This is a genomic window from Lutimaribacter saemankumensis, from assembly GCF_900100005.1.
In the GTDB taxonomy this organism is placed as follows: Bacteria; Pseudomonadota; Alphaproteobacteria; order Rhodobacterales; family Rhodobacteraceae; genus Lutimaribacter; species Lutimaribacter saemankumensis.
In genome coordinates this window covers 66,151-86,660 of sequence record NZ_FNEB01000004.1, presented here as the reverse complement: position 1 = coordinate 86,660, position 20,510 = coordinate 66,151, and the positions used below count along the sequence as shown (strand labels likewise).

The window sequence follows — 20,510 nt, the reverse complement described above, 5'->3', positions numbered from 1 at the left end:
AATGGATGGCGTAGTGCGAATTGCCCTGCCCGGAACAGCCGCGAAGCGGCCCGGGCATCGCACGGCCGCCCCCCGGCCGGGCGATTGGTCACCGCATGCGCAAAGATCGCAGCAAAGATGTGGCGTCACCATAAAGTGCGACCACCCAATGCCAGGTCGCCCGACCGCGGCCATGCGATGCCCTGCGGTGCGGATCAATCCAACCGTAAGAAACCGAAGTTCAAACAGCCGAATACAGCCGCTCAGACCACCAGCGCGTTGAGCACCAGGAAGATCACTGCCGACATCGCCGCCGCCGCGGGCACGGTGATGACCCAGGCCGCAACGATGGTCATGAAATGGCTGCGGCGCACCAGCTTGCGCCGGCGGCGCTCTTCGGGGGCAAGGCGCTTGGCTTCGGCGCGTTGTCCATTGCCGTTGCGCAAACGCCGTTCCGCGTGCCACTCGCGGAAGAAACCCACCCCGAACACGCCGCCCACCGCGATATGGGTGGAACTGACGGGCAAGCCCAGCCAGCTTGCCACGATGACGGTGATCGCCGCGCTCAGCGCCACGCAATAGGCCCGCATCGGGTTCAGCTTGGTGATCTGGCTGCCCACCATGCGGATCAGTTTCGGCCCGAACAGGAACAGCCCGAACGAGATGCCGAAGGCGCCGATGATCATCACCCATTGCGGGATCGCCACCTTGGCCTGCACATCGCCGAACTCGGCCGCATGCACGATGGCCGCCAGCGGACCGACCGCATTGGCCACGTCGTTGGCGCCATGCGCGAAACTCAGCAGCGCGGCGGAAAACACCAGCGGCAGGCCGAACAGCGCCTTGAGCGACTTGTTGCGGTTCTCCATACCCTCGGACTGGCGGCGGATCAGCGGCGCGGTGATCACGTAAGTCACCGCCCCGGTCACCGCCCCGATGAACAGCGCGGTGCCAAGGTCGATCTTGACGATCTTCTTCAGCCCCTTCATCGCAAGGTAGGTGGCAAAGACCCCCGCCATGATGCCCACCAGCACCGGCACCCATTTGCGCGCCGCCGCGATCTTGTCGTCGACATAGATGATCCGTGCCTTGATGAATGCCAGGAATGCGGCGGCAATCGCCCCGCCCAGCACGGGCGAGATCACCCAGCTTGCCGCGATCGCGCCCATCGTGGGCCAGTTCACCGCCGCAAGTCCCGCCGCCGCGATGCCCGCGCCCATGACGCCGCCGACGACCGAATGGGTGGTCGATACCGGCGCACCGACCCAGGTGGCCAGGTTCACCCACAGCGCCGAGGATATCAGCGCCGCCATCATCGCCCAGATGAACACCCGCGTTTCCGACACGCCCGCCGGGTCGATGATGCCCTTGGAAATGGTCGACACCACGTCGCCACCCGCCAATAGCGCCCCGGCGCTTTCGCACAGGGCCGCGATCACGATGGCCCCGCCCATGGTCAGCGCATTGGCGCCCACCGCCGGACCCATGTTGTTGGCCACGTCGTTGGCGCCGATATTGATCGCCATGTAGGCGCCGAATACCGCCGCCGCGACCACCACCATATTGACCGGCGTCTGGCCAAAGAACACCGCCGCCGCCAGACCGGCGACGACGATAAAGGCCAGCGCGATCCCCGGCGCCACCAGCGGGCGCGAGACATAGGCGGTGGCATATTCCACCTGGCTGATGCGGTTGAGATCTTTGTCGAGCGTTTTCCAGCTCTGTCCGTTCTGCGTCGGATCGGTCATGCGGCGCCCCCGGGCGTGTTGTTTCCGCAATGCCCTACGCGCGCGACCGGCGCGGATCAACCGCGCCGTCACAAAAACTTCGCAAGTCTGTTACATTTGCCGCAGCAGGTCTTTCAGGCTGTCCTCGTCGACCAGTTCGGCCGCCTCGGCGGGCGACACCCAGCGCCGCGTGCGTTCGTCCGCTTCGGGATAGGCATCGGCCAACTTGTCGACATCCACGCGATAGACCTGCACGTCAACAGGAACCGGAACCCCGCCTTCGAGGATCTTGTCGTATTCATAGCTGCCGGCCGGCGTCCGGCGGATATGCGCCTTTTGCACACCGGCCTCTTCCCAGGCTTCCTGCAACGCGGCGTCCGGCGCGGTCAGCCCGTCGATGGGCCAGCCCTTGGGCAGGATCCACCGACCGGTGTCGCGCGACGTGATCAACAGAACACGCTCGCCCTTTTCGGTCTGCTTGCAGCAAAGCGCCGCCACCTGGAGGCGACGCGGACGGGAAAACATCGGCTGGACCACCTCGGCCCAGGCCCTTTTGAAGGCACCGGTCATGAAACAAAACCTGCTCGGGTTATTTTTCGTATCTCCAATGTATATACGACTTTGTTAAGGAATTGCAAAAAATTCCTTGAATCCCGCACGGTTTCTCTTTTCCGGGCGCGGGGCCGGGCGTATATCGCGCCCATGCAGAACCCGCCCGATCTCCGCCCCGATCTTGCCCGCGCCCGCGTGACAGACACCCGCCGCGACGGCCAGCCGACCATCGGCATGGTCAGCCTCGGCTGTCCCAAGGCGCTTGTCGACAGCGAACGCATCCTCACCCGCCTGCGCGCCGAAGGCTACGGCATCAGCCCCGACTATTCCGGCGCCGACGCGGTGATCGTGAACACCTGCGGCTTTCTCGACAGCGCAAAGGCGGAATCGCTCGACGCCATCGGCGAGGCGCTCAAGGAAAACGGCCGCGTCATCGTCACCGGCTGCCTGGGCGCCGAGCCCGAATACATCACCGGCGCGCACCCCAAGGTTCTGGCCGTGACCGGCCCGCATCAATACGAACAGGTGCTCGATGCGGTCCACGCCGCCGTGCCGCCCGCGCCCGACCCGTTCATCGACCTTCTGCCCGCCAGCGGCGTCAAGCTGACCCCGCGCCATTACAGCTATCTCAAGATTTCCGAGGGCTGTAACCACAAGTGCAAGTTCTGCATCATCCCCGACATGCGCGGCCGGCTGGCCAGCCGGCCCGCCCACGCCATCCTGCGCGAGGCCGAAAAGCTGGTCGAAAACGGCGTCAGGGAACTGCTGGTGATCAGCCAGGACACCAGCGCCTACGGCGTCGACATCAAGCATGCCGAAGAGCGCGGCCACCGCGCCCATATCACCGATCTCGCCCGCGACCTCGGCAGCCTCGGAGCCTGGGTGCGGCTGCACTATGTCTACCCCTACCCCCATGTGCGCGACCTGATCCCGCTGATGGCCGACGGGCTGGTGCTGCCCTACCTGGATATCCCGTTCCAGCACGCCCATCCCGACACGCTCAAGCGCATGGCGCGCCCCGCCCATGCCGAAAGGACGCTCGACCGCATCGCCGAATGGCGCGCGATCTGCCCCGACATCACCCTGCGCTCGACCTTCATCGTCGGCTATCCAGGTGAGACCGAGGCAGAATTCCAGACCCTGCTCGACTGGATGGACGAGGCGCAGCTGGATCGTGTCGGCTGCTTCCAATACGAAAACGTCGAGGGAGCGCGCTCGAACGCGCTGCCCGATCACGTCGCGCCCGAGGTGAAACAGGACCGCTGGGAACGCTTCATGGAAAAGGCCCAGGCGATATCCGAGGCGAAACTGGCCGCCAAGGTGGGCCAGGTGATGGACGTGATCGTCGACGACATCGACGCCGACGGCATCGCCACCTGCCGCACCAAATCCGACGCCCCGGAAATCGACGGCAACCTCATTATCGACGAAGACACCGAGGGGCTGGCCGTGGGCGATATCGTCCGGGTCGAGGTCGACGAGGCGGGCGAATACGACCTGTGGGGCCGGCGGGTCTAAACAAAGCGTCAGGGGGCAGCGCCCGCCCCCATCACCTCACCACGGGTGATAGACAGAAGCCGCGACCAGCTGGCAGATCAAGCCCACAATCCCCCGCTCACCGGAGGATCATGAACACCTCGGGCAATTCCGCCGGGATATCCACCTCGCGCGCGGCCACGTCTTCGACGACCGCCGCGCCGGGACCGCCCCAAAGCTGCGCCACCATGTCGTCCACGATGGCTTTCGGCCCCACGAACAGGGCCGAAACCGAACCGTCCGGGTTGTTGGTCACCCAACCCCGCAATTCCTGCTTTTCCGCCTGCGCCTGCGTCCATGCGCGAAAGGCAACGCCCTGCACGCGCCCCCTGATCCGCGCCTCGGTCGCGATTGGCCGTGTCATGTGAACTCCTCCCTTGGCTATGACCGCCAGTGTGTCACGAACGGCCAGCCATTGACACACCCGCCCGAGCGCTATCCTTCGCGGCATGGACGATCTGCGTATCCTGCATAACGACACCTGCCCGATCTGCGCGCGCGAGGTCGCGGGCTATGCGCGGCTTGCCCGCAAGACCGGGCTGCCGCTGGAAATCGACGGGCTGGACGCCGCGCCCGCCTGGGGCATCGACCGCGACACCGCCGCTCAATCCTTTCGCGTGGACCTGAACGGGCAGCGGCACGAGGGGCTCGACGCTTTCCGCCTGCTCTGGGCGCGCCTGCCCGGCTGGCGGTGGCTGGCCTGGCTCACCGGGCTGCCGGGCCTGCACTGGCTGGCTGATCGCGGCTACCGCCACATCGCGGCCCCGATCCTCTACGCCATGCACCGCCGCCGAACGCGCAAGACGCCTTGACGCCCGCGCCCCATCCGCCAACATCGCAAAGCGAGCCAGCACAGGAGCCAGCCACATGACCGACACGCCCGACATCCCGCAGAAATCCCCCTACCCCGTCGAGGTCGAGGAAGGGAAAAACTATTTCTGGTGCGCCTGCGGGAAATCGCAGAACCAGCCCTTTTGCGACGGCAGCCACAAGGGCACAGAATTCACCCCGGTGAAATACACCGCCGAGGCGTCGAAAAAGGTGTTCTTCTGCGGTTGCAAGCATTCGGGCAAGACCCCGCTCTGCGATGGCAGCCATTCCAGTCTATGATCCACCTTTCGACCACCTGCCCCGACATCGACAGCGCCCGCGACATCGCAAGCGCCGCGCTTCAGGCCCGGCTGGCGGCCTGCGCCAACATCACCCCCGGCGTGATCAGCCTGTTTCACTGGAAAGGCGCGGTCGAGGAAGAGGCCGAAGTACACCTGCTGCTGAAAACCGGCGCCGCCCACGTCGCGGCACTGGCGCAGCTTGTGGCCGAGGAACACCCCTACGACCTGCCCGTCATCACCTGGGAAGAGGTCCAGACCACACCCGAGGCCGCCGACTGGCTCGACCTGTCGACACGGGGCTGATCACTCGCGCACCACGATGCGCGTCTGGTCCATCCCAACCTCGCGCACCGTTTCGAACAGGATTTCGGCGTTTTCCGGCGCCAGCCGGATGCACCCCGCCGAGGCCGGCTGCCCCAGCCGGTCCACCTGCGTCGTGCCGTGGATCGCGTAATTGCCCAGGAAAAAGATCGACCAGGGCATCGGCGCGTTGTCGTAAAGCGTGGAATAATGCATGCGTTTCAACAGGTAAGGCGTATAGGTGCCGACCGGCGTGCACTTGCCCGCCCGCGCGGTGGAGACCGGCCAGTCATGGGTGATCTCGCCGCCCTCGGCCACCTCCATCCGCTGCTCCGACAGGTCCACCGTCACGATCAGCGCCTGCGCCTGCGCGCCCGCGCCCCACAGCGCCAGCACCGCCGCACAGCCCCACGCACGCGCCACCTTGACCGCCCTCCGAATCCGCATCATATCCCCATCCATGACAGACCTCGCGCATATCCGTAACTTCTCCATCGTCGCCCATATCGACCATGGGAAATCCACCCTGGCCGACCGGCTGATTCAGGAAACCAACACCGTGTCGGCCCGCGACATGAAAGAGCAGTTGCTCGACGCGATGGATATCGAACGCGAACGCGGCATCACGATCAAGGCCAATACGGTCCGCATCGAATATACCGCCGACAACGGCGAACACTATGTCCTCAACCTGATCGACACGCCCGGCCATGTCGACTTCGCCTACGAGGTCAGCCGCTCGATGCGCGCGGTCGAAGGCTCGCTGCTGGTCGTCGACAGCACCCAGGGCGTCGAGGCGCAGACGCTGGCCAATGTCTACCAGGCCATCGACGCCGACCACGAGATCGTGCCGGTGCTCAACAAGATCGACCTCCCCGCCTCCGACTGCGACCGCGTGGCCGAACAGATCGAGGACGTGATCGGCATCGACGCCTCCGACGCGATCCGCGTCAGCGCCAAGTCCGGCATCGGCATCCACGAGGTGCTCGAGGCGATCGTCCACCGCCTGCCCGCCCCCACCGGCGATGCCAACGCGCCGCTCAAGGCGATGCTGGTCGACAGCTGGTACGACAGCTATCTCGGCGTCGTCGTGCTGGTACGGATCATGGACGGCAAGCTGAAAAAGGGCGACCAGATCAAGATGATGCAGACCGGCGCGCGCTACGGCGTCGACCGCATCGGCGTCTTCCGCCCCGCCATGCAGAACGTCGACGAACTCGGCCCCGGCGAAATCGGCTTCATCACCGCGTCGATCAAGCAGGTCCGCGACACCCGCGTGGGCGACACCATCACGCACGAAAAGAAAGGCGCCGACAAACCGCTGCCGGGCTTCAAACCCTCGGTCCCGGTGGTGTTCTGCGGCCTCTTCCCCGTCGATAGCGCCGAATTCGAAGACCTGCGCGACGCGATCGAGAAACTGGCCCTGAACGACGCCTCCTTCAGCTACGAGATGGAAACCTCTGCCGCCCTCGGCTTCGGCTTCCGCTGCGGCTTTCTGGGGCTCCTGCACCTCGAGGTCATCCGCGACCGCATCGAACGCGAATACGATATCGAGCTGATCACGACCGCGCCCAGCGTGATCTATCACATCTACATGCGCGACGGCAGCTTCGTCGAACTGCACAACCCCGCCGACATGCCCGACCCCTCCAAGATCGACCATATCGAGGAACCGCGCATCAAGGCCACGATCCTGGTGCCCGACGAATTCCTGGGCGACGTGCTGAAACTCTGCCAGGACCGCCGCGGCATCCAGCTTGACCTGACCTATGCCGGCGCCCGCGCGATGGTGGTCTACGACCTGCCACTGAACGAGGTGGTGTTCGATTTCTACGACCGTCTGAAATCGGTGACCAAGGGCTATGCCAGCTTCGACTACCAGCTGACGGGCTACCGCGCCGACAACCTGGTCAAGATGCAGATCCTCGTGAATGACGAGCCGGTGGATGCCCTGTCGACCATGGTCCATCGCGACCGGGCCGAGATGCGCGGCCGCGCCATGTGCGAAAAGCTCAAGGATCTGATCCCGCGCCACATGTTCAAGATCCCGATCCAGGCCGCCATCGGCGGCAAGGTCATCGCCCGCGAAACGCTGGCCGCGCTGCGCAAGGACGTGACGGCCAAATGCTACGGCGGCGACGCCACCCGCAAACGCAAGCTGCTGGACAAGCAGAAGGCGGGAAAAAAGAAGATGCGCCAGTTCGGCAAGGTGGATATCCCGCAGGAAGCGTTCATTTCCGCCCTGAAAATGGACAACTGAGGTTGTCCATTTTACGGGCGCGTGGGTGAAAGACGGTTTTTGCAGAAAACCTGCGGGCCCGCCCCGCTGCGATTGCGCGCTGATCGCACCCTAATCACTTTTCGAAAATCAGCATCGTGCTCGGACCTCCTAACCAAGGGAGTGGACCTACGACAAGCTTCTGGCACAAGTGTCGCCATGAGCCCAGTATTGGGCGAGGCACCAACCTTGACCCCACTTAACTTTAGGTTGATATTCAGGCTTGCGACACCCTATTTTGGAGATTGCCTTATGGACATAGCCAAACGTGTGGAACTATCAATTGAAGGCGGGAGAAATAGAAACTGGGATCAGGCCCTAGACTTAATCTGTCCCGCCCTTGAGGCAACTGCGCGGAAAGCTTTGGGAAAAGCCAAGATCACTGGCAAAGAATACAAAGACTACGTTAGATCCAAGTATCAAATAATTGAGCCTTTTAGTTGCACTGGTCTTAATATGTCGGAAACGAGGTTTCCGAATATTTCTGTTTCAACCGACGATGGCAAGACTCTCGAAAACCCAGATGTTGCAGACATAATTTACCACTGCTACCGAAATGCCACTCAACACGGATATACAATTTCTTCAAAGTTTGCATTTTCCGAACAGCAACCCGGTTCTTTTGTCGGTTGGAATTTCAATTTTGGGGAAGGTCGCATCCACTTTCCCGTAAATTTGGTTTGGGCACTCATTGCAACAGTTGTTTTGGAAAAATCGAACAAGGACATTGTTTCATTCACAGGGCAGTTTCTGTATTTGAATGTTGAAAACAAGAATGTGCATTTCCCTGTGGGGCTCTTCTGGGGCGGCGAAGATTTGGTGGTGAACTTTTTCGGCAAACACCCACGACCGACCGTTACAATGAGATTCACAAATAACATCTCATAATATACTTAGTTGGACCGAGCTTGGACCAACCGACGTTGCGGTTATGAAAACTCGAACCAAATAGGCATTAGATACAAAGGGCCGAGATCACCCTAGGTTAATAACGCATCACCTTTAGGATGCACGTTGTCTTATCCCCCTCACACCAACGCGACCAACTCTCACCCCTGCTTGAGCCTCCCTTTCACCGCCGCACGGCCTGCATAACTCGGTGGTGAAAGGAGGCCCGATATGGATCGCCTGAAATACGTGCTCATCCCGTCCGGCGTGTTTCCCGTGCTGGCGGGTGGGTTTCTCATCATCGCCTTCAGCCTGGGCTATTACGACTGGCCGGTGATCGCCGGGGCGGTGGCGCTTGGCGCCGTGCTGACCCTGCCCGCGGCCCATCTGGTGTCGCGCAGGATCAAGCGTGACGACCCCGATTTCGATCACCGCCGCACGCCCGAGGGCGGGATCCTTCCCGACCCCGCCGCGCGCGAGGTGTGACCCCGGACATGCGCCCCAAGTGGGAAAGGTTAAGACCGCGCGGTTTCTCCCTCGCACCGCGCGGTCTTGCCTGTTCGGCCCCAAATACCGCCCGATCCGCCGCGAAACCCGGCCCAGGGCGTTAACCTTTCGTCAGGAAACGCGCGGTCCCGGCGCGCAATCGCGCGGTTTTCGGTAACGATTTGTCAGGAATTGCGCGGTTTCACGGGCGAACCGCGCGGTTAACGGCCCGCGCGCTTCAATTCAGCTGGAAATGCAACGGGTACTGCCCGTCCCGGAACGGCCCGAACAGGTCCGCGATATCGGGGTGGTCGACCGGCTCACCCGAGGTGTCGGGCAGCAGGTTCTGTTCCGAAACGTAGGCGATGTAATAGCTCGTCTCGTTCTCGGCCAGCAGGTGATAATAGGGCTGATCCTTGGACGGGCGCAGCTCTTCGGGGATGGACTGGTACCATTCCTCGGTGTTGTTGAACCGCGGATCGACATCGAAGACGACGCCACGAAACGGATGGCGCTTGTGCCGCACCACCTGCCCAAGGCTGTATTTCGCCTGCGTCTTCAACATCACGTCGGATTCCCTCTCGTCACAGCCTTGCACAATGCGCCTTTTTCCCAAGAAATTCAAGGAAACACTGCGTGAACCTCACCTGCACAGTGCGTGATCGGGACGCGGCCCGCAATTGTGATTTCACACGCGGCGATTTTTCGCTAAAGTAGCAAAAAAACAAATAAACCGAGGCGAGAGGCAGATGAGCAGAACTCTTCGCGCACTGGTATTGCTGATGGTTCTCGCCTCCTGCGGGGGCGGCGATTTCTCGGCACCGCGCAACCTGGACAACGCCTGTTCGATCCTGGCGCAGCGTCCGAAATACGGGCGTGCCTTCGTCGCGACGGAACGCAAATGGGGCGTGCCGGTCGCGGTGCAGATGGCCACGATCTACCAGGAAAGCAAATTCATCGGCAACGCACGCACCCCCTTCCGCTATGCGTTGGGCGTGATCCCGATGGGCCGCCAAAGCTCGGCCTACGGCTACGCGCAGGCGCTGGACGGCACGTGGGACGATTACCGCCGCGCCACCGGGCGCTGGGGCGCAAAGCGTGACCGTATTCGCGACGCCACCGACTTCATGGGCTGGTACATGAACAAGTCGCGGGAAAGAAACGGGATTTCGCTGTACGACGCGCGCAACCAGTACCTTGCCTATCACGAGGGGCATACCGGTTTCAGCCGCGGCAGCCACCGTGCGAAAAGCTGGCTGATGCGCATCTCGGGCGAGGTGGGCGAGCGCGCGGTCCTTTATGACGCGCAACTGGCCACCTGCCCGCGCCGCCTGCGCTGACCGGCGCGCCGGTCAATCCGGGTTGGCCCGTGTGAAGCTGATCCGCGACAGGTCGGGCGCGCGCCGCGCATCCGGCCCCGCCGCCGGCGGCCGGCCGTCGGGCGGGGTCAGCAGCGGACGCAGCAGCGCCAGCGGATGCGCCCGCAACGACAGCCGGGTCGCCACGTAATCCTCGACCACCTCTTCGCCCAGGGTCATCGCGGGCAGATGGGCGGGCGGTTCGTCGATCGCCTCGCCATCGAGATCGCCGTCGAACAGGGGCAGCGGCCTGGCCGCGCGGATCGCGCCGGCCTGCCACAGCGCCTCGCGCCGTGACAGGCCCAGCACGGCGAACACATCCGCCTCGGCCAACCGGGTGAGCGTCGGGGGGCTGACCCCCGCGCGCCGCCACACATCCTGCACCGAGCGATAGCCGTTGCCGCGCGCCGCGGTCAGCCAGGCGGCCTCTTCCTCGGGCAGGCCCTTGATCTGGCGGAACCCCAGCCGCAGCGCCAGCCCGCCCTGCCCGTCCGGCTCCATCACGTTGTCCCAGAAACTGCGCTCGATGCAGACCGGGCGCACCACGACCCCGTGTTCACGCGCGTCGCGCACGATCTGTGCTGGCGCATAGAACCCCATCGGCTGCGAATTGAGCAGTGCGCAGGCGAAGATGCCGGGATGGTGGCACTTGATCCAGGCCGAGGCATAGACCAGCAGCGCAAAGGACGCCGCGTGGCTTTCGGGAAAGCCGTAGCTGCCGAACCCCTCGATCTGGGAAAAGCAGCGATCGGCGAAATCCTCGTCATAGCCGTTGGCGCGCATGCCCCGCATGAAACGGGCGCGAAATTCCGACACGTTGCCGTGTTTCTTGAACGTGGCCAGCGACCGGCGCAGGCGGTCGGCCTCGTCGGGGGTGAACCCTGCCCCCACGATGGCGATCTGCATCGCCTGTTCCTGGAACAGAGGCACGCCCAGCGTCTTGCCCAGCACCTCGCCCAGCGCATCCGAGGGAAAGCTGACCTGCTCTTCGCCGTTGCGGCGGCGGATATAGGGATGCACCATGTCGCCCTGGATCGGCCCCGGGCGGATGATCGCCACCTCGATCACCAGGTCGTAGAAACAGCGCGGGCGCATGCGCGGCAGGAAATTCATCTGCGCGCGGCTTTCGACCTGGAACACCCCCACGCTGTCGGCCCGGCACAGCATGTCGTAGACCCGGCTGTCCTCGGGCGGCAGGGTCGCCAGGCTGTAACCGGTGCCGTGATGCGCCGAGATCAGATCGAACGCCTTGCGGATGCAGGTCAGCATCCCGAGGCTGAGAACATCGACCTTCAGGATGCCGAGGCTGTCGATATCGTCCTTGTCCCAGCAGATGACGGTGCGGTCCTCCATGCTGGCATTCTCGATCGGCACCAGCTCGTCCAGGCGCCCCTCGGTCATGATGAAGCCGCCCACATGCTGGGACAGGTGACGGGGAAAGCCGATGATCTCGCGGATCAGGCGCATGGTGCGCGCAAGATGCGGATCGGCCGGGTCCAGCCCGATCTCGCGCAGGCGCTCGGGTTCGGTCCCGTGGGTCGAGAAAAACCCCCAGAGCTGCGAGGACAGCGCCGAGATCGTGTCCTGCGCCAGGCCCATCGCACGGCCCACCTCGCGGATGGCGCGCTTGCCGCGGTAATGGATCACCGTGGCGCACAGCCCCGCACGGTGGCGGCCATAGCGCTCATAGATCCACTGGATCACCTCTTCGCGGCGTTCATGTTCAAAATCCACGTCGATATCGGGCGGCTCGTCGCGCGCCTCCGAGACGAAGCGTTCGAACACCATCGTGCCGATCTCGGGGCTGACCGAGGTCACGCCCAGGCAATAGCAGACCACCGAATTGGCCGCCGATCCCCGCCCCTGGCACAGGATGCCGCGCGCGCGGGCGAAATCCACCACGTCATGCACGGTCAGGAAATAGGGCTCGTATTTCAGCCGGCCGATCAGCGTCAGCTCATGTTCCAGAAGCGCGCGCACCCTGTCGGGGGCGCCATGGGGATAACGCCAGCGCAGCCCTGCCTCGGCCAGCCGCCGCAGCCGCGCGGCTGGGGTTTCGCCCGGCGCCACCTCGGACGGGTATTCATAGCGCAGCTCGTCCAGCGAAAAGTCCAGCCGCGCCGCCAGCGCCCCCGCCGCGTCCACCGCATCGGCATGGCCGGCGAAGATGCGGCGCATCTCGTCCCCTGACCGCAGGCGCTGTTCGCCATTGGCCAGCGCCGCGCGGCCCAACTGGTCGACCCGCCGCCCCGTGCGGATCGCCGCCAGCACGTCGGCCAGTTGCCGCCGCGCGCCGTGGTGCATCATGGGCAGCGCCGAGGCGACCGCGCCCAGCCCCAGCCGCCGCGCCAGCGCCGCCTGCGCATCGAGCCGCGGGCCATCCTGCCCGTCATAGCGGGGATGCATCAGCAGGTGCATCTGCGGCCCAAGGCGGCGCGCCAGCCGTTCGGCCTGTGGCAACCAATCACCCGCGCCGCGCGGCCCCGGCAGCGCCTGTGGCGGGTGCAGGAGCAGTTCGAGCCCCGGCGCCCGATCCCACAGGTCGTCGAGCCTGAGCAGGCAGTCCCCTTTCGGCGCACGGCGGCGGCCCGTGGTCAGCAGGCGGCAGAGATTGGCCCATCCTTGCCGGTCGCGCGGCAACGCCGTCAGACGCAGGCCGCACTCGAACACCAGCGTGGCCGCGGGGATCAGGCGCGGCGCGTGAAGGTCGGGTGTCTGCGCGGGCGCGCCGGGACGGCCGGGGCCGATCACGCCGTTGGCCTGCTCCTCGGCCCGGCGCTCGGCCAGCTGGCGGGCAAGGTCGCGCGCGCGGGTATGGGCGCGCACGATGCCGGCCACGCTGTTTTCATCGGCCACCGCCAGCGCGGGCAGGCCCAGCATCATGGCACGGGTCATCAGCTCCTCGGGGTGCGACGCCCCGGTGAGGAAGGTGAAATTCGACGTGGCGCAAAGCTCGGCATACATGGCAAGGGACAAGTATATTCACGTTTTGTTCTTTTTCGAGTCCCGATTTGTCGCGCCCTGCCCGCGTTGCATCCGCACCGACCTGCTGGCAATCAGGCCATGATCCCAGCCAAGGCGATTCCCCCATGCCCACCGACCTGCCCGCCATCATCACCGGCCCGCTGAGCCCCGCGCAACAGACCAGCCTGATCAACATCATCCGCCGCGCCGCGCGCACCGAGATCCTGCCGCGCTTTCGCCGGCTGAGCGCGGGCCAGATCGCCGCCAAGACACGGCCCGACGACCTTGTGACCGAGGCCGACACCGCTGCCGAGGCGATGATCGCGCGCGGGCTGGCGCGGATGTTCCCCGGCGCCACCATCATCGGCGAAGAGGCCGCCGCCGCCGATCCGTCGCTGCGCACCAGGGCGGCCGAGGCCGAGCTGGCCTTTATCATCGATCCGGTGGACGGCACCTGGAATTTCGCCCACGGGCTGGGCGCCTTCGGGGTGATCCTGGCGGCGACGCGCTATGGCAGGCCGGTATTCGGGCTGATCTACGACCCGCTGGCGGATGACTACGTGATCGCGGACGAGGCCAGCCCCGCCCGCCACGTCACCGCAACCGGTCGCGAAACCCGGCTGACGATGTCGGGCGGCGGGCCGATCGCGAAATTGTCGGGCTATACCCATGCATCGCTGATGCCAAAGCCGGTGCAGCGGCTGCTGGCCCCGCTGCTGACCGAGTTCGCCCGCACCGACGCGCTGCGCTGTTCGGCGCATGAATACCGGATGGCGGCGATGGGAAACGTGGATTTCATCCTGTCGGGCACGCTGAACCCCTGGGACCACGCGGCCGGCGTTCTGATCTGCCAGCGCGCGGGCGGGGTGGCGAAAATGCTGGACGGTGCCGACTATACCATCGACCGGGAAAAGGGATACCTGCTGACCGCCGCGGACCCGGCCACCTGGGACGCCGTGGCCGAGGTGCTCGACCCGCTGCTTACCGCACCGCCCGTGGAAAGCTGAGCGCCTGAGTATTTTTGGCAAGATGAAGCGGGGGGACGGCGCCTAATCCCGCCGGTGGGTGACCGCATCCAGCGCCGCGCTGTCATAGATGCCCACCAGCAGTTCGAGCGTGCGGGTGGCATCCCGCAGCGAGGCGTCGGGTGATTTCAGCCGCCCCAGCAGCGACACCAGCAATTCCCGCCGGATTTCGGCATAGCGGTCGGTGATGGCGCGGCCCTCGTCGGTGACGGTGTAATGCACCCCGGTGCGCGACGAGCCTTCGCGCGCGATCAGCCCGGCCTTGAGCAGCTTGCGCAGGCTGTATTGAATGTTGGGAATGTCGTCGCGGTTGGTCAGGCGGGCCAGCTCCTTGATCGTCTTGGGCCGGTCATGCATGCGGATGACATGCAGCAGCGCGTTTTCGGGGCCCGACGCCTCGAGCCGCGCGGACGAGGCCAGGCATTCCGCCTGCCAGCGCCCGAAGGATTCAAAGGCCCGCATCAGGGCGTATTCGAAATCCGTCAACTCGACCTCGAGAGGCTCCTGCGCGAGGTGCCAGCGTCTGTCGACGCTTGATTCGGGCTTGTTCGGGCTCATCGGCGGGGCTCCTTTCATGTGCATTTGCACGGGCTACAGCATTGTCGCCAAAGGTGATTTTCACAAGATCGATTTTTAAATTGATTTTTTATTTGAAAATGCATCCAATTTTACCACCAAAGACAAAACGACCAACAGCGGAGACGAAACCATGCGCGCCTTTCTGGCAAACGACCATTTCAAGCTTGGCACTTTTTCCACCAACTGCTCGTCCGGGATGACCGTGACGAAGGTGGATGAACGCTGGGACAACAGCTGGGACAACAACCTGCGGCTGGCCAAGATGCTGGATGCGGCGGGGGTGGATTTCATGCTGCCCATCGCCCGCTGGATCGGATACGGCGGCGAGACGAATTTCCATCACAACGTGCTGGAAACCATGACCTGGGCCACCGCGCTGCTGGCCTCGACCGAGCGGCTCACGGTTTTCGCCACCATGCACACCGCGGCCAATCACCCCGTCGTGGTGGCCAAGCAGCTGGCCACCGCCGACCAGGTGGGCAAGGGCCGGATCGGCCTGAACATCGTCGCGGGCTGGAACCGACCGGAATACGAGGCGCTTGGCCTGACCCTGCCTGACGATCACGAAACGCGCTATGGCTATGCGCAGGAATGGTTCGACGTCGTACAGAAACTGTGGACCAGCGAAGAGGTTTTCGACTGGGACGGCAAGTATTTCAACCTAAAGCAAATTCTCGGAGCGCCGCGCCCCGTCGATGGCCGCCCGCCGATCCTGAATGCCGCCGGCAGCCCGCAGGGGCGCGATTTTGCCACCGACAACGCCGATTTCCTGTTCACTCCGGCGATCGATCTGGAACGCTCGGTCGGCGAGGTGCAGGAACTGAAGGACCAGGCCGCAGGAAAGGGGCGCAAGGTGGGCGTGCTGACCTTCAGCCATATCTGCTGCCGCCCCACCGAAAAGGAGGCGCGCGAGGTGCATCAGTGGTACGCGCAGGACAATGCCGACTGGGAGGCCGTGGACAACCTGATCAATCTGCAATTCGCCAATGCGCAATCCTTCCCGCACGACCTGCTGGCGCTGATCCGCGACCGGATGGCGGCGGGGCACGGGGGCTTTCCGCTGGTGGGTACGCCTGAACAGGTCGCCGACGGGATCGAAAGCCTGGCCAAGGCCGGGTTCGCGGGCACCACGATGTCCTTCCTCGATTACGCCGAGGAATTCCCCAATTTCCGCGACAACGTCATGCCCCTGCTGGCCGAAAAGGGCCTGCGCCCGGCCCCCGACGCACCGGCGGTCGCCGCGGAATGAGCTTGACCGACCTGTTGGGCCGGCGCCATGCAGTGCGCCGGTTCGTCCCCGGCGCCGCGGATTCCGCGGCGCTGGATCATGCGTTGCATGCGGCGGTTCTGGCGCCCACCGCCTTTAACGCGCAGCCATGGCGCGCGCTGGTGATCGAAGATGCAACAACCCGCGCCGCCGTGTCGGGCAGCGTCTATTCCAGCACCAATGTCGGCGAGGCCGGGCATCTGGTGCTTTTCGCGCATTTGACAAAGGCCGGCGCATTGGCGCTGGATGCCCATGCCGCGAAGGTCGCAGCCCAGCGTGGGCTTGCGGGCGCCGAGGCCGTGCGCAAGCTGCGTGACGGCTACGCCCGCGATATCGAGGGCAAGTCCCCTGCTGATTTCAACGCCTGGGCGCGGGCGCAGACCTACCTTGCCCTCGGGCTGTTCCTTGCCGCGGCAGCCGAAGCCGGGCTGGACGCCTGCCCGATGGAAGGGTTCGACGCCGCGCGCCTGGGCGACGCGCTGGACCTGACAGGGCGCGGGCTTGCGCCGGACGTACTGGTGGCATTGGGACAATCGGCCCCGGACGACCCGGCGGCACGCTGGCCGAAAATCCGTCAGGAGGCCGACAGTCTGATCCTGAGGGTCTGATTTCGGGGCGATGGCATCGTCATGTGCGGCACACAGCCCATCGGCACAGGCATCGGCGCTAATCATCTGACATGACCGGGAATTTTCCCTCGTATCGCCAAAAGTGTGCCGTATTCCACGCAAAAAACGACACAACCTTAAATCACACCAGAGAAATCCATGCACCGCTTAACGTTAGTTCTTTGTTCCGCCTTGGCAGTGTCGGCCTGTATGGGGCCGACCTCGGTATCCATGGATCCCGTTTCGGGCAGCCGCAGCGACGGCACCATCAAGATGCAGACGAGTTATGACCCGCTGACCGAGCAGATCAGCTGGACGATGGCGACCAACGAGGCCAGCAACCGCTGCCGGTCCTGGGCTTTGCGCGCGCGCTGCCGTTCAACGACACGCAACAGGTGTGCAGCCAACTGGACAGCTATAGCGGCCAATGCCGCCAGATGCAGGCGCTGCGGACCTTTCAATGCTCCGTTAACTGACCGGGAACATCCAGCACCGCACCGTTCCGGCCGGTGACGGGCCGACCGCGCGCCGCCAAAAGCGCGCGGTCAGGTCGTTCTACTCCGCCGCTTCGGCGTAGTCGCTCATCGGCGGGCAGGTGCAGACCAGGTGCCGGTCGCCCCAGGCGTTGTCGACGCGGTTGACCGGCGGCCAGTACTTGTCGACGCGGAAGGCGCCCGGCGGGAAACAGCCCTGTTCGCGGCTGTAGGGCCGGTCCCAGTCGCGCACGAGGTCTTCCATCGTGTGCGGCGCGTTCTTCAGCGCGTTGTTTTCCGGGTCCATCCGGCCTTCCTCGATCGCGCGGATTTCCTCGCGGATGGCCAGCATCGCGTCGCAGAAGCGGTCGAGCTCGGCCTTGGTTTCGCTTTCCGTCGGCTCCACCATCAATGTGCCGGCCACCGGCCAGCTCATCGTGGGGGCGTGGAACCCGCAATCGATCAGCCGCTTGGCGATGTCGTCCACCGTCACGCCTGCGCTTTCGGCAAAGGGGCGGGTGTCGATGATGCACTCATGCGCCACGCGGCCCGTCGGGCCCTTGTAAAGCACGTCATACGCCCCTTCGAGCCGCTTTGCGATGTAGTTGGCATTCAGGATCGCCACGCGCGTGGCCTGTGTCATGCCCTCGCCACCCATCAGCAGCACATAGGCCCAAGAGATTGCCAGGATCGAGGCCGACCCGTAAGGCGCCGCAGATACCGGCCCTTCGGCCCCGCCGGTTTCGGGATGGCCCGGCAGATAGGGCTCCAGATGCGCCTTGACCCCGATCGGGCCCATGCCCGGCCCGCCCCCGCCATGCGGGATGGCAAAGGTCTTGTGCAGGTTCAGGTGGCTGACATCGCCGCCCAGATCGCCCGGCCGCGACAGGCCCACCATCGCGTTCAGGTTCGCCCCGTCGATATAGACCTGCCCGCCGTGATCATGGGTGATCTTGCAGACATCCTTGACCGTTTCCTCGAACACGCCGTGGGTCGAGGGGTAGGTGATCATGCAGCCCGCCAGGTTTTCCGCGTGCTGCTCGGCCTTGGCGCGGAAATCTTCGAGGTCGATATCTCCGTTCTCGGCCGATTTCACCGGCACAACCTTCCAGCCGACCATCTGCGCGCTGGCGGGGTTGGTGCCGTGGGCGCTGACCGGGATCAGGCAGATGTTGCGGTGCCCCTCGCCACGCGCGCGGTGATAGGCGGCGATCGTCAAAAGCCCCGCATATTCACCCTGCGCGCCGGAATTGGGCTGCATCGACATACCGTCATAGCCGGTGATGACGCACAGCTTTTCCGAAAGATCCTGCACCATTTCGGCATAGCCCCGCGCCTGATCGACCGGCGCGAACGGGTGCATGTTGGAAAACTCGGGCCAGCTGATCGGCATCATCTCGGCCGCGGCATTCAGCTTCATCGTGCACGATCCCAGCGGGATCATCGCCCGGTCGAGCGCAAGATCGCGGTCGGCCAAACGGCGCATGTAGCGCATCATTTCCGTTTCAGCCCGGTTCATGTGGAACACATCGTGGGTCAGGTAATCGCTGGTCCGCACCAGCGCATCGGGCAGGCGGTACTCCGGATCGAGATCCTCGTCCTTGCGGTGGATGCCGAAGGCGCGCCAGACCGCTTCGATGATCGCGGGTCGGGTCGCCTCGTCAAAGGTGATGCCGACCTTGGTCTTGCCGACGCGGCGCAGGTTCACGCCCTCCTTGACCGCGGCCTGCAGAACACCGCGCTGGAACAGCCCGACCTCGACCGTGATCGTGTCGAAAAACCCATCCGCCGGTTCGATCTCGAAACCGGCCTCTTCCAGCCCGCGCGCCAGGCGCACGGTCTTGCGGTGGATGCGCTGCGCAATCGCCTTGAGCCCCTTGGGTCCGTGGAACACCGCATACATCGACGCCATCACCGCCAGCAGGGCCTGCGCGGTGCAGACGTTGCTGGTGGCCTTTTCGCGGCGGATATGCTGCTCGCGGGTCTGCAGCGCCAGCCGGTAGGCGCGGTTGCCGTGGCTGTCCACCGACACCCCGACCAGCCGGCCCGGCATCGCGCGCTTGTAGGCGTCGCGGCACGCCATGTAGGCCGCGTGCGGCCCGCCATAGCCCATCGGCACGCCAAAGCGCTGGGTGCTGCCCACGGCGATATCGGCGCCCATCGCGCCGGGTTCCTTCAGCACGCAAAGCGCCATCGGGTCGGCGATCACGATGCCGATCGCGCCCGCCTCGTGCATGGCGTCCATCTGTGGGGTGAAATCGCGCACATGGCCATAGGTGCCGGGATACTGGAATACCGCGCCAAACACCTGGGCGGCGTCCATCTCTTCGGGGGCGCCGACGATCACCTCGATGCCCAGCGGCTCGGCCCGTGTGCGCATCACCGCGATGTTCTGGGGATGGCAATTCTCGTCGATGAAAAAGGCCTTCGCCTTGGATTTCGCGACACGCTGCGCCATCGTCATCGCCTCGGCCGCCGCCGTCGCCTCGTCCAGCAGCGAGGCATTCGCGATTTCAAGCCCGGTCAGGTCGGCCACCATCGTCTGGTAGTTCAGCAGCGCCTCGAGCCGGCCCTGGCTGATCTCGGGCTGGTAGGGGGTATAGGCGGTGTACCAGGCCGGATTTTCCAGGATGTTGCGCTGGATCGCGGGCGGCGTGACCGTGCCGTGATACCCCTGCCCGATCAGCGTGGTCAGAACCTCGTTCTTCTTGGCGACCTGCCGCATGTGCCAAAGCAGTTCACGCTCGGATTTCGGCTTGCCGAAATCCAGCGGCTTTTCCTGCCGGATACTCTTTGGCACGGTTTCGTCGATCAGCGCACCAAGGCTGTCGGCCCCCACGACCTCGAGCATATCGGCCATCTCGTCGGGCGAGGGGCCGATATGGCGGCGGTTGGCGAAATCGTAAGGCAGGTAGTCGGTCGGCTCGAAGGGCATCGGTTTGTCCCGCTATGGCTATCTGGTGGTGGCGTCGGGCGGGCCGCGCGGCCCACCCTTTCGCAGGCGTCAGCCCACGAATTCTTTATAGGCGTCCTCGTCCATGAACTTGTCGATCTCGTCCATGTCCTCGACCTTCAACTTGAAGAACCATGCCGCACCCAGCGGGTCTTCGTTGACCTTGCCGGGCTCGTCCACGATGGCGTCGTTCACCTCGACGATCTCGCCGTCCACGGGGGCCACGATGTCGGATGCGGCCTTGACGCTTTCGATCACGACGATCTCGTCGCCGGCGGCCACCTTGGTGCCGACCTCGGGCAGTTCGACGAACACGACATCGCCCAACTGCGTGCTGGCGTGCTCGGTGATGCCGACGACAACCAGATCGTCTTCGACGCGCAGCCATTCATGGTCTTCGGTGAATTTCATGGGGTCCATCCCTT

At 64.5% G+C, this 20,510-nt stretch carries 20 protein-coding genes; 11 read left to right on the top strand and 9 right to left on the bottom strand.

Going from position 1 to position 20,510, the window contains the following annotated elements; all coding sequences use genetic code 11:
- Positions 1-242: 242 nt before the first annotated feature.
- Both BLT50_RS09425 and BLT50_RS09420 read right to left on the bottom strand, forming a co-directional pair.
- On the bottom strand, positions 243-1,727 hold the full coding sequence (locus BLT50_RS09425) for an inorganic phosphate transporter (protein WP_090028432.1): 1,485 nt from the start codon (positions 1,725-1,727) through the stop codon (positions 243-245).
- Positions 1,728-1,817: 90 nt separating this feature from the next.
- A complete protein-coding gene (locus tag BLT50_RS09420; RefSeq protein ID WP_090028431.1) occupies positions 1,818-2,276 on the bottom strand; it encodes an NUDIX hydrolase in 459 nt (152 codons plus the stop codon).
- A gap of 132 nt (positions 2,277-2,408) precedes the next feature.
- Between BLT50_RS09420 and rimO the strand changes: the two genes are divergently transcribed.
- A complete protein-coding gene (gene rimO / locus BLT50_RS09415; RefSeq protein ID WP_090028430.1) occupies positions 2,409-3,776 on the top strand; it encodes a 30S ribosomal protein S12 methylthiotransferase RimO in 1,368 nt (455 codons plus the stop codon).
- A 97-nt stretch (positions 3,777-3,873) separates the two neighbouring features.
- Here the strand turns inward: rimO and BLT50_RS09410 are convergent, their stop codons facing one another.
- Positions 3,874-4,158, bottom strand: a complete 285-nt coding sequence (locus BLT50_RS09410) for an acylphosphatase (protein WP_090028429.1) — start codon at positions 4,156-4,158, stop codon at positions 3,874-3,876.
- A gap of 85 nt (positions 4,159-4,243) precedes the next feature.
- Here BLT50_RS09410 and BLT50_RS09405 point away from each other — a divergent pair, with 85 nt between their 5' ends.
- The 3 genes from BLT50_RS09405 to cutA are packed head-to-tail and all read left to right on the top strand — an operon-like array spanning position 4,244 to position 5,209.
- Complete coding sequence (locus BLT50_RS09405) at positions 4,244-4,606, top strand: thiol-disulfide oxidoreductase DCC family protein (protein WP_090028428.1); 363 nt, start codon at positions 4,244-4,246, stop codon at positions 4,604-4,606.
- A 55-nt stretch (positions 4,607-4,661) separates the two neighbouring features.
- The gene (locus tag BLT50_RS09400; RefSeq protein ID WP_090028427.1) at positions 4,662-4,904 is read left to right on the top strand and encodes a CDGSH iron-sulfur domain-containing protein; all 243 of its coding nucleotides are present in this window, start codon (positions 4,662-4,664) and stop codon (positions 4,902-4,904) included.
- Positions 4,901-5,209 (top strand): divalent-cation tolerance protein CutA, encoded by a 309-nt coding sequence (gene cutA, locus BLT50_RS09395; protein WP_090028426.1) that lies wholly within the window; start codon positions 4,901-4,903, stop codon positions 5,207-5,209. Before BLT50_RS09400 ends, cutA begins: the two co-directional genes overlap by 4 nt.
- Here the strand turns inward: cutA and BLT50_RS09390 are convergent, their stop codons facing one another.
- Positions 5,210-5,656 carry a L,D-transpeptidase gene (locus BLT50_RS09390; RefSeq protein ID WP_245723342.1) on the bottom strand — a complete coding sequence of 149 codons (447 nt, stop codon included), beginning with the start codon at positions 5,654-5,656 and terminating at the stop codon, positions 5,210-5,212. It lies immediately after the preceding gene.
- 10 nt (positions 5,657-5,666) lie between these two features.
- Here BLT50_RS09390 and lepA point away from each other — a divergent pair, with 10 nt between their 5' ends.
- From lepA to BLT50_RS09375, 3 genes are all read left to right on the top strand, one after another.
- The gene (gene lepA / locus BLT50_RS09385) at positions 5,667-7,466 is read left to right on the top strand and encodes a translation elongation factor 4 (protein WP_090028425.1); all 1,800 of its coding nucleotides are present in this window, start codon (positions 5,667-5,669) and stop codon (positions 7,464-7,466) included.
- A 270-nt stretch (positions 7,467-7,736) separates the two neighbouring features.
- Entirely contained in the window at positions 7,737-8,372 is a 636-nt protein-coding gene (locus BLT50_RS19025) for a hypothetical protein (protein WP_139170505.1), read from the top strand.
- Between the two features lie 231 nt (positions 8,373-8,603).
- Positions 8,604-8,858 carry a hypothetical protein gene (locus BLT50_RS09375; protein ID WP_090028423.1) on the top strand — a complete coding sequence of 85 codons (255 nt, stop codon included), beginning with the start codon at positions 8,604-8,606 and terminating at the stop codon, positions 8,856-8,858.
- A gap of 238 nt (positions 8,859-9,096) precedes the next feature.
- On the opposite strand, the gene hspQ is transcribed toward BLT50_RS09375, so the two are convergent.
- On the bottom strand, positions 9,097-9,423 hold the full coding sequence (gene hspQ, locus BLT50_RS09370) for a heat shock protein HspQ (protein WP_090028422.1): 327 nt from the start codon (positions 9,421-9,423) through the stop codon (positions 9,097-9,099).
- 184 nt (positions 9,424-9,607) lie between these two features.
- On the opposite strand from hspQ, the gene BLT50_RS09365 reads away from it, so the two are divergent.
- A complete protein-coding gene (locus BLT50_RS09365; RefSeq protein WP_090028421.1) occupies positions 9,608-10,198 on the top strand; it encodes a transglycosylase SLT domain-containing protein in 591 nt (196 codons plus the stop codon).
- A 12-nt stretch (positions 10,199-10,210) separates the two neighbouring features.
- On the opposite strand, the gene BLT50_RS09360 is transcribed toward BLT50_RS09365, so the two are convergent.
- Positions 10,211-13,180, bottom strand: a complete 2,970-nt coding sequence (locus BLT50_RS09360) for an error-prone DNA polymerase (protein ID WP_090028420.1) — start codon at positions 13,178-13,180, stop codon at positions 10,211-10,213.
- A gap of 125 nt (positions 13,181-13,305) precedes the next feature.
- Between BLT50_RS09360 and BLT50_RS09355 the strand changes: the two genes are divergently transcribed.
- Entirely contained in the window at positions 13,306-14,187 is an 882-nt protein-coding gene (locus BLT50_RS09355) for an inositol monophosphatase family protein (RefSeq protein WP_090028419.1), read from the top strand.
- Between the two features lie 42 nt (positions 14,188-14,229).
- Here BLT50_RS09355 and BLT50_RS09350 read toward each other — a convergent pair whose 3' ends face one another.
- Positions 14,230-14,763, bottom strand: a complete 534-nt coding sequence (locus BLT50_RS09350) for a winged helix DNA-binding protein (RefSeq protein WP_090028418.1) — start codon at positions 14,761-14,763, stop codon at positions 14,230-14,232.
- Between the two features lie 151 nt (positions 14,764-14,914).
- Between BLT50_RS09350 and BLT50_RS09345 the strand changes: the two genes are divergently transcribed.
- Entirely contained in the window at positions 14,915-16,033 is a 1,119-nt protein-coding gene (locus BLT50_RS09345) for an LLM class flavin-dependent oxidoreductase (RefSeq protein ID WP_090028417.1), read from the top strand.
- Positions 16,030-16,659, top strand: coding sequence for a nitroreductase family protein (locus BLT50_RS09340; RefSeq protein WP_090028416.1), 630 nt, complete (start codon positions 16,030-16,032; stop codon positions 16,657-16,659). Before BLT50_RS09345 ends, BLT50_RS09340 begins: the two co-directional genes overlap by 4 nt.
- Positions 16,660-17,214: 555 nt before the next feature.
- Here BLT50_RS09340 and gcvP read toward each other — a convergent pair.
- Complete coding sequence (gene gcvP / locus BLT50_RS09335) at positions 17,215-20,067, bottom strand: aminomethyl-transferring glycine dehydrogenase (RefSeq protein ID WP_090028415.1); 2,853 nt, start codon at positions 20,065-20,067, stop codon at positions 17,215-17,217.
- Positions 20,068-20,136: 69 nt separating this feature from the next.
- Positions 20,137-20,496, bottom strand: coding sequence for a glycine cleavage system protein GcvH (gene gcvH, locus BLT50_RS09330; RefSeq protein WP_090028606.1), 360 nt, complete (start codon positions 20,494-20,496; stop codon positions 20,137-20,139).
- Positions 20,497-20,510 lie beyond the last annotated feature (14 nt).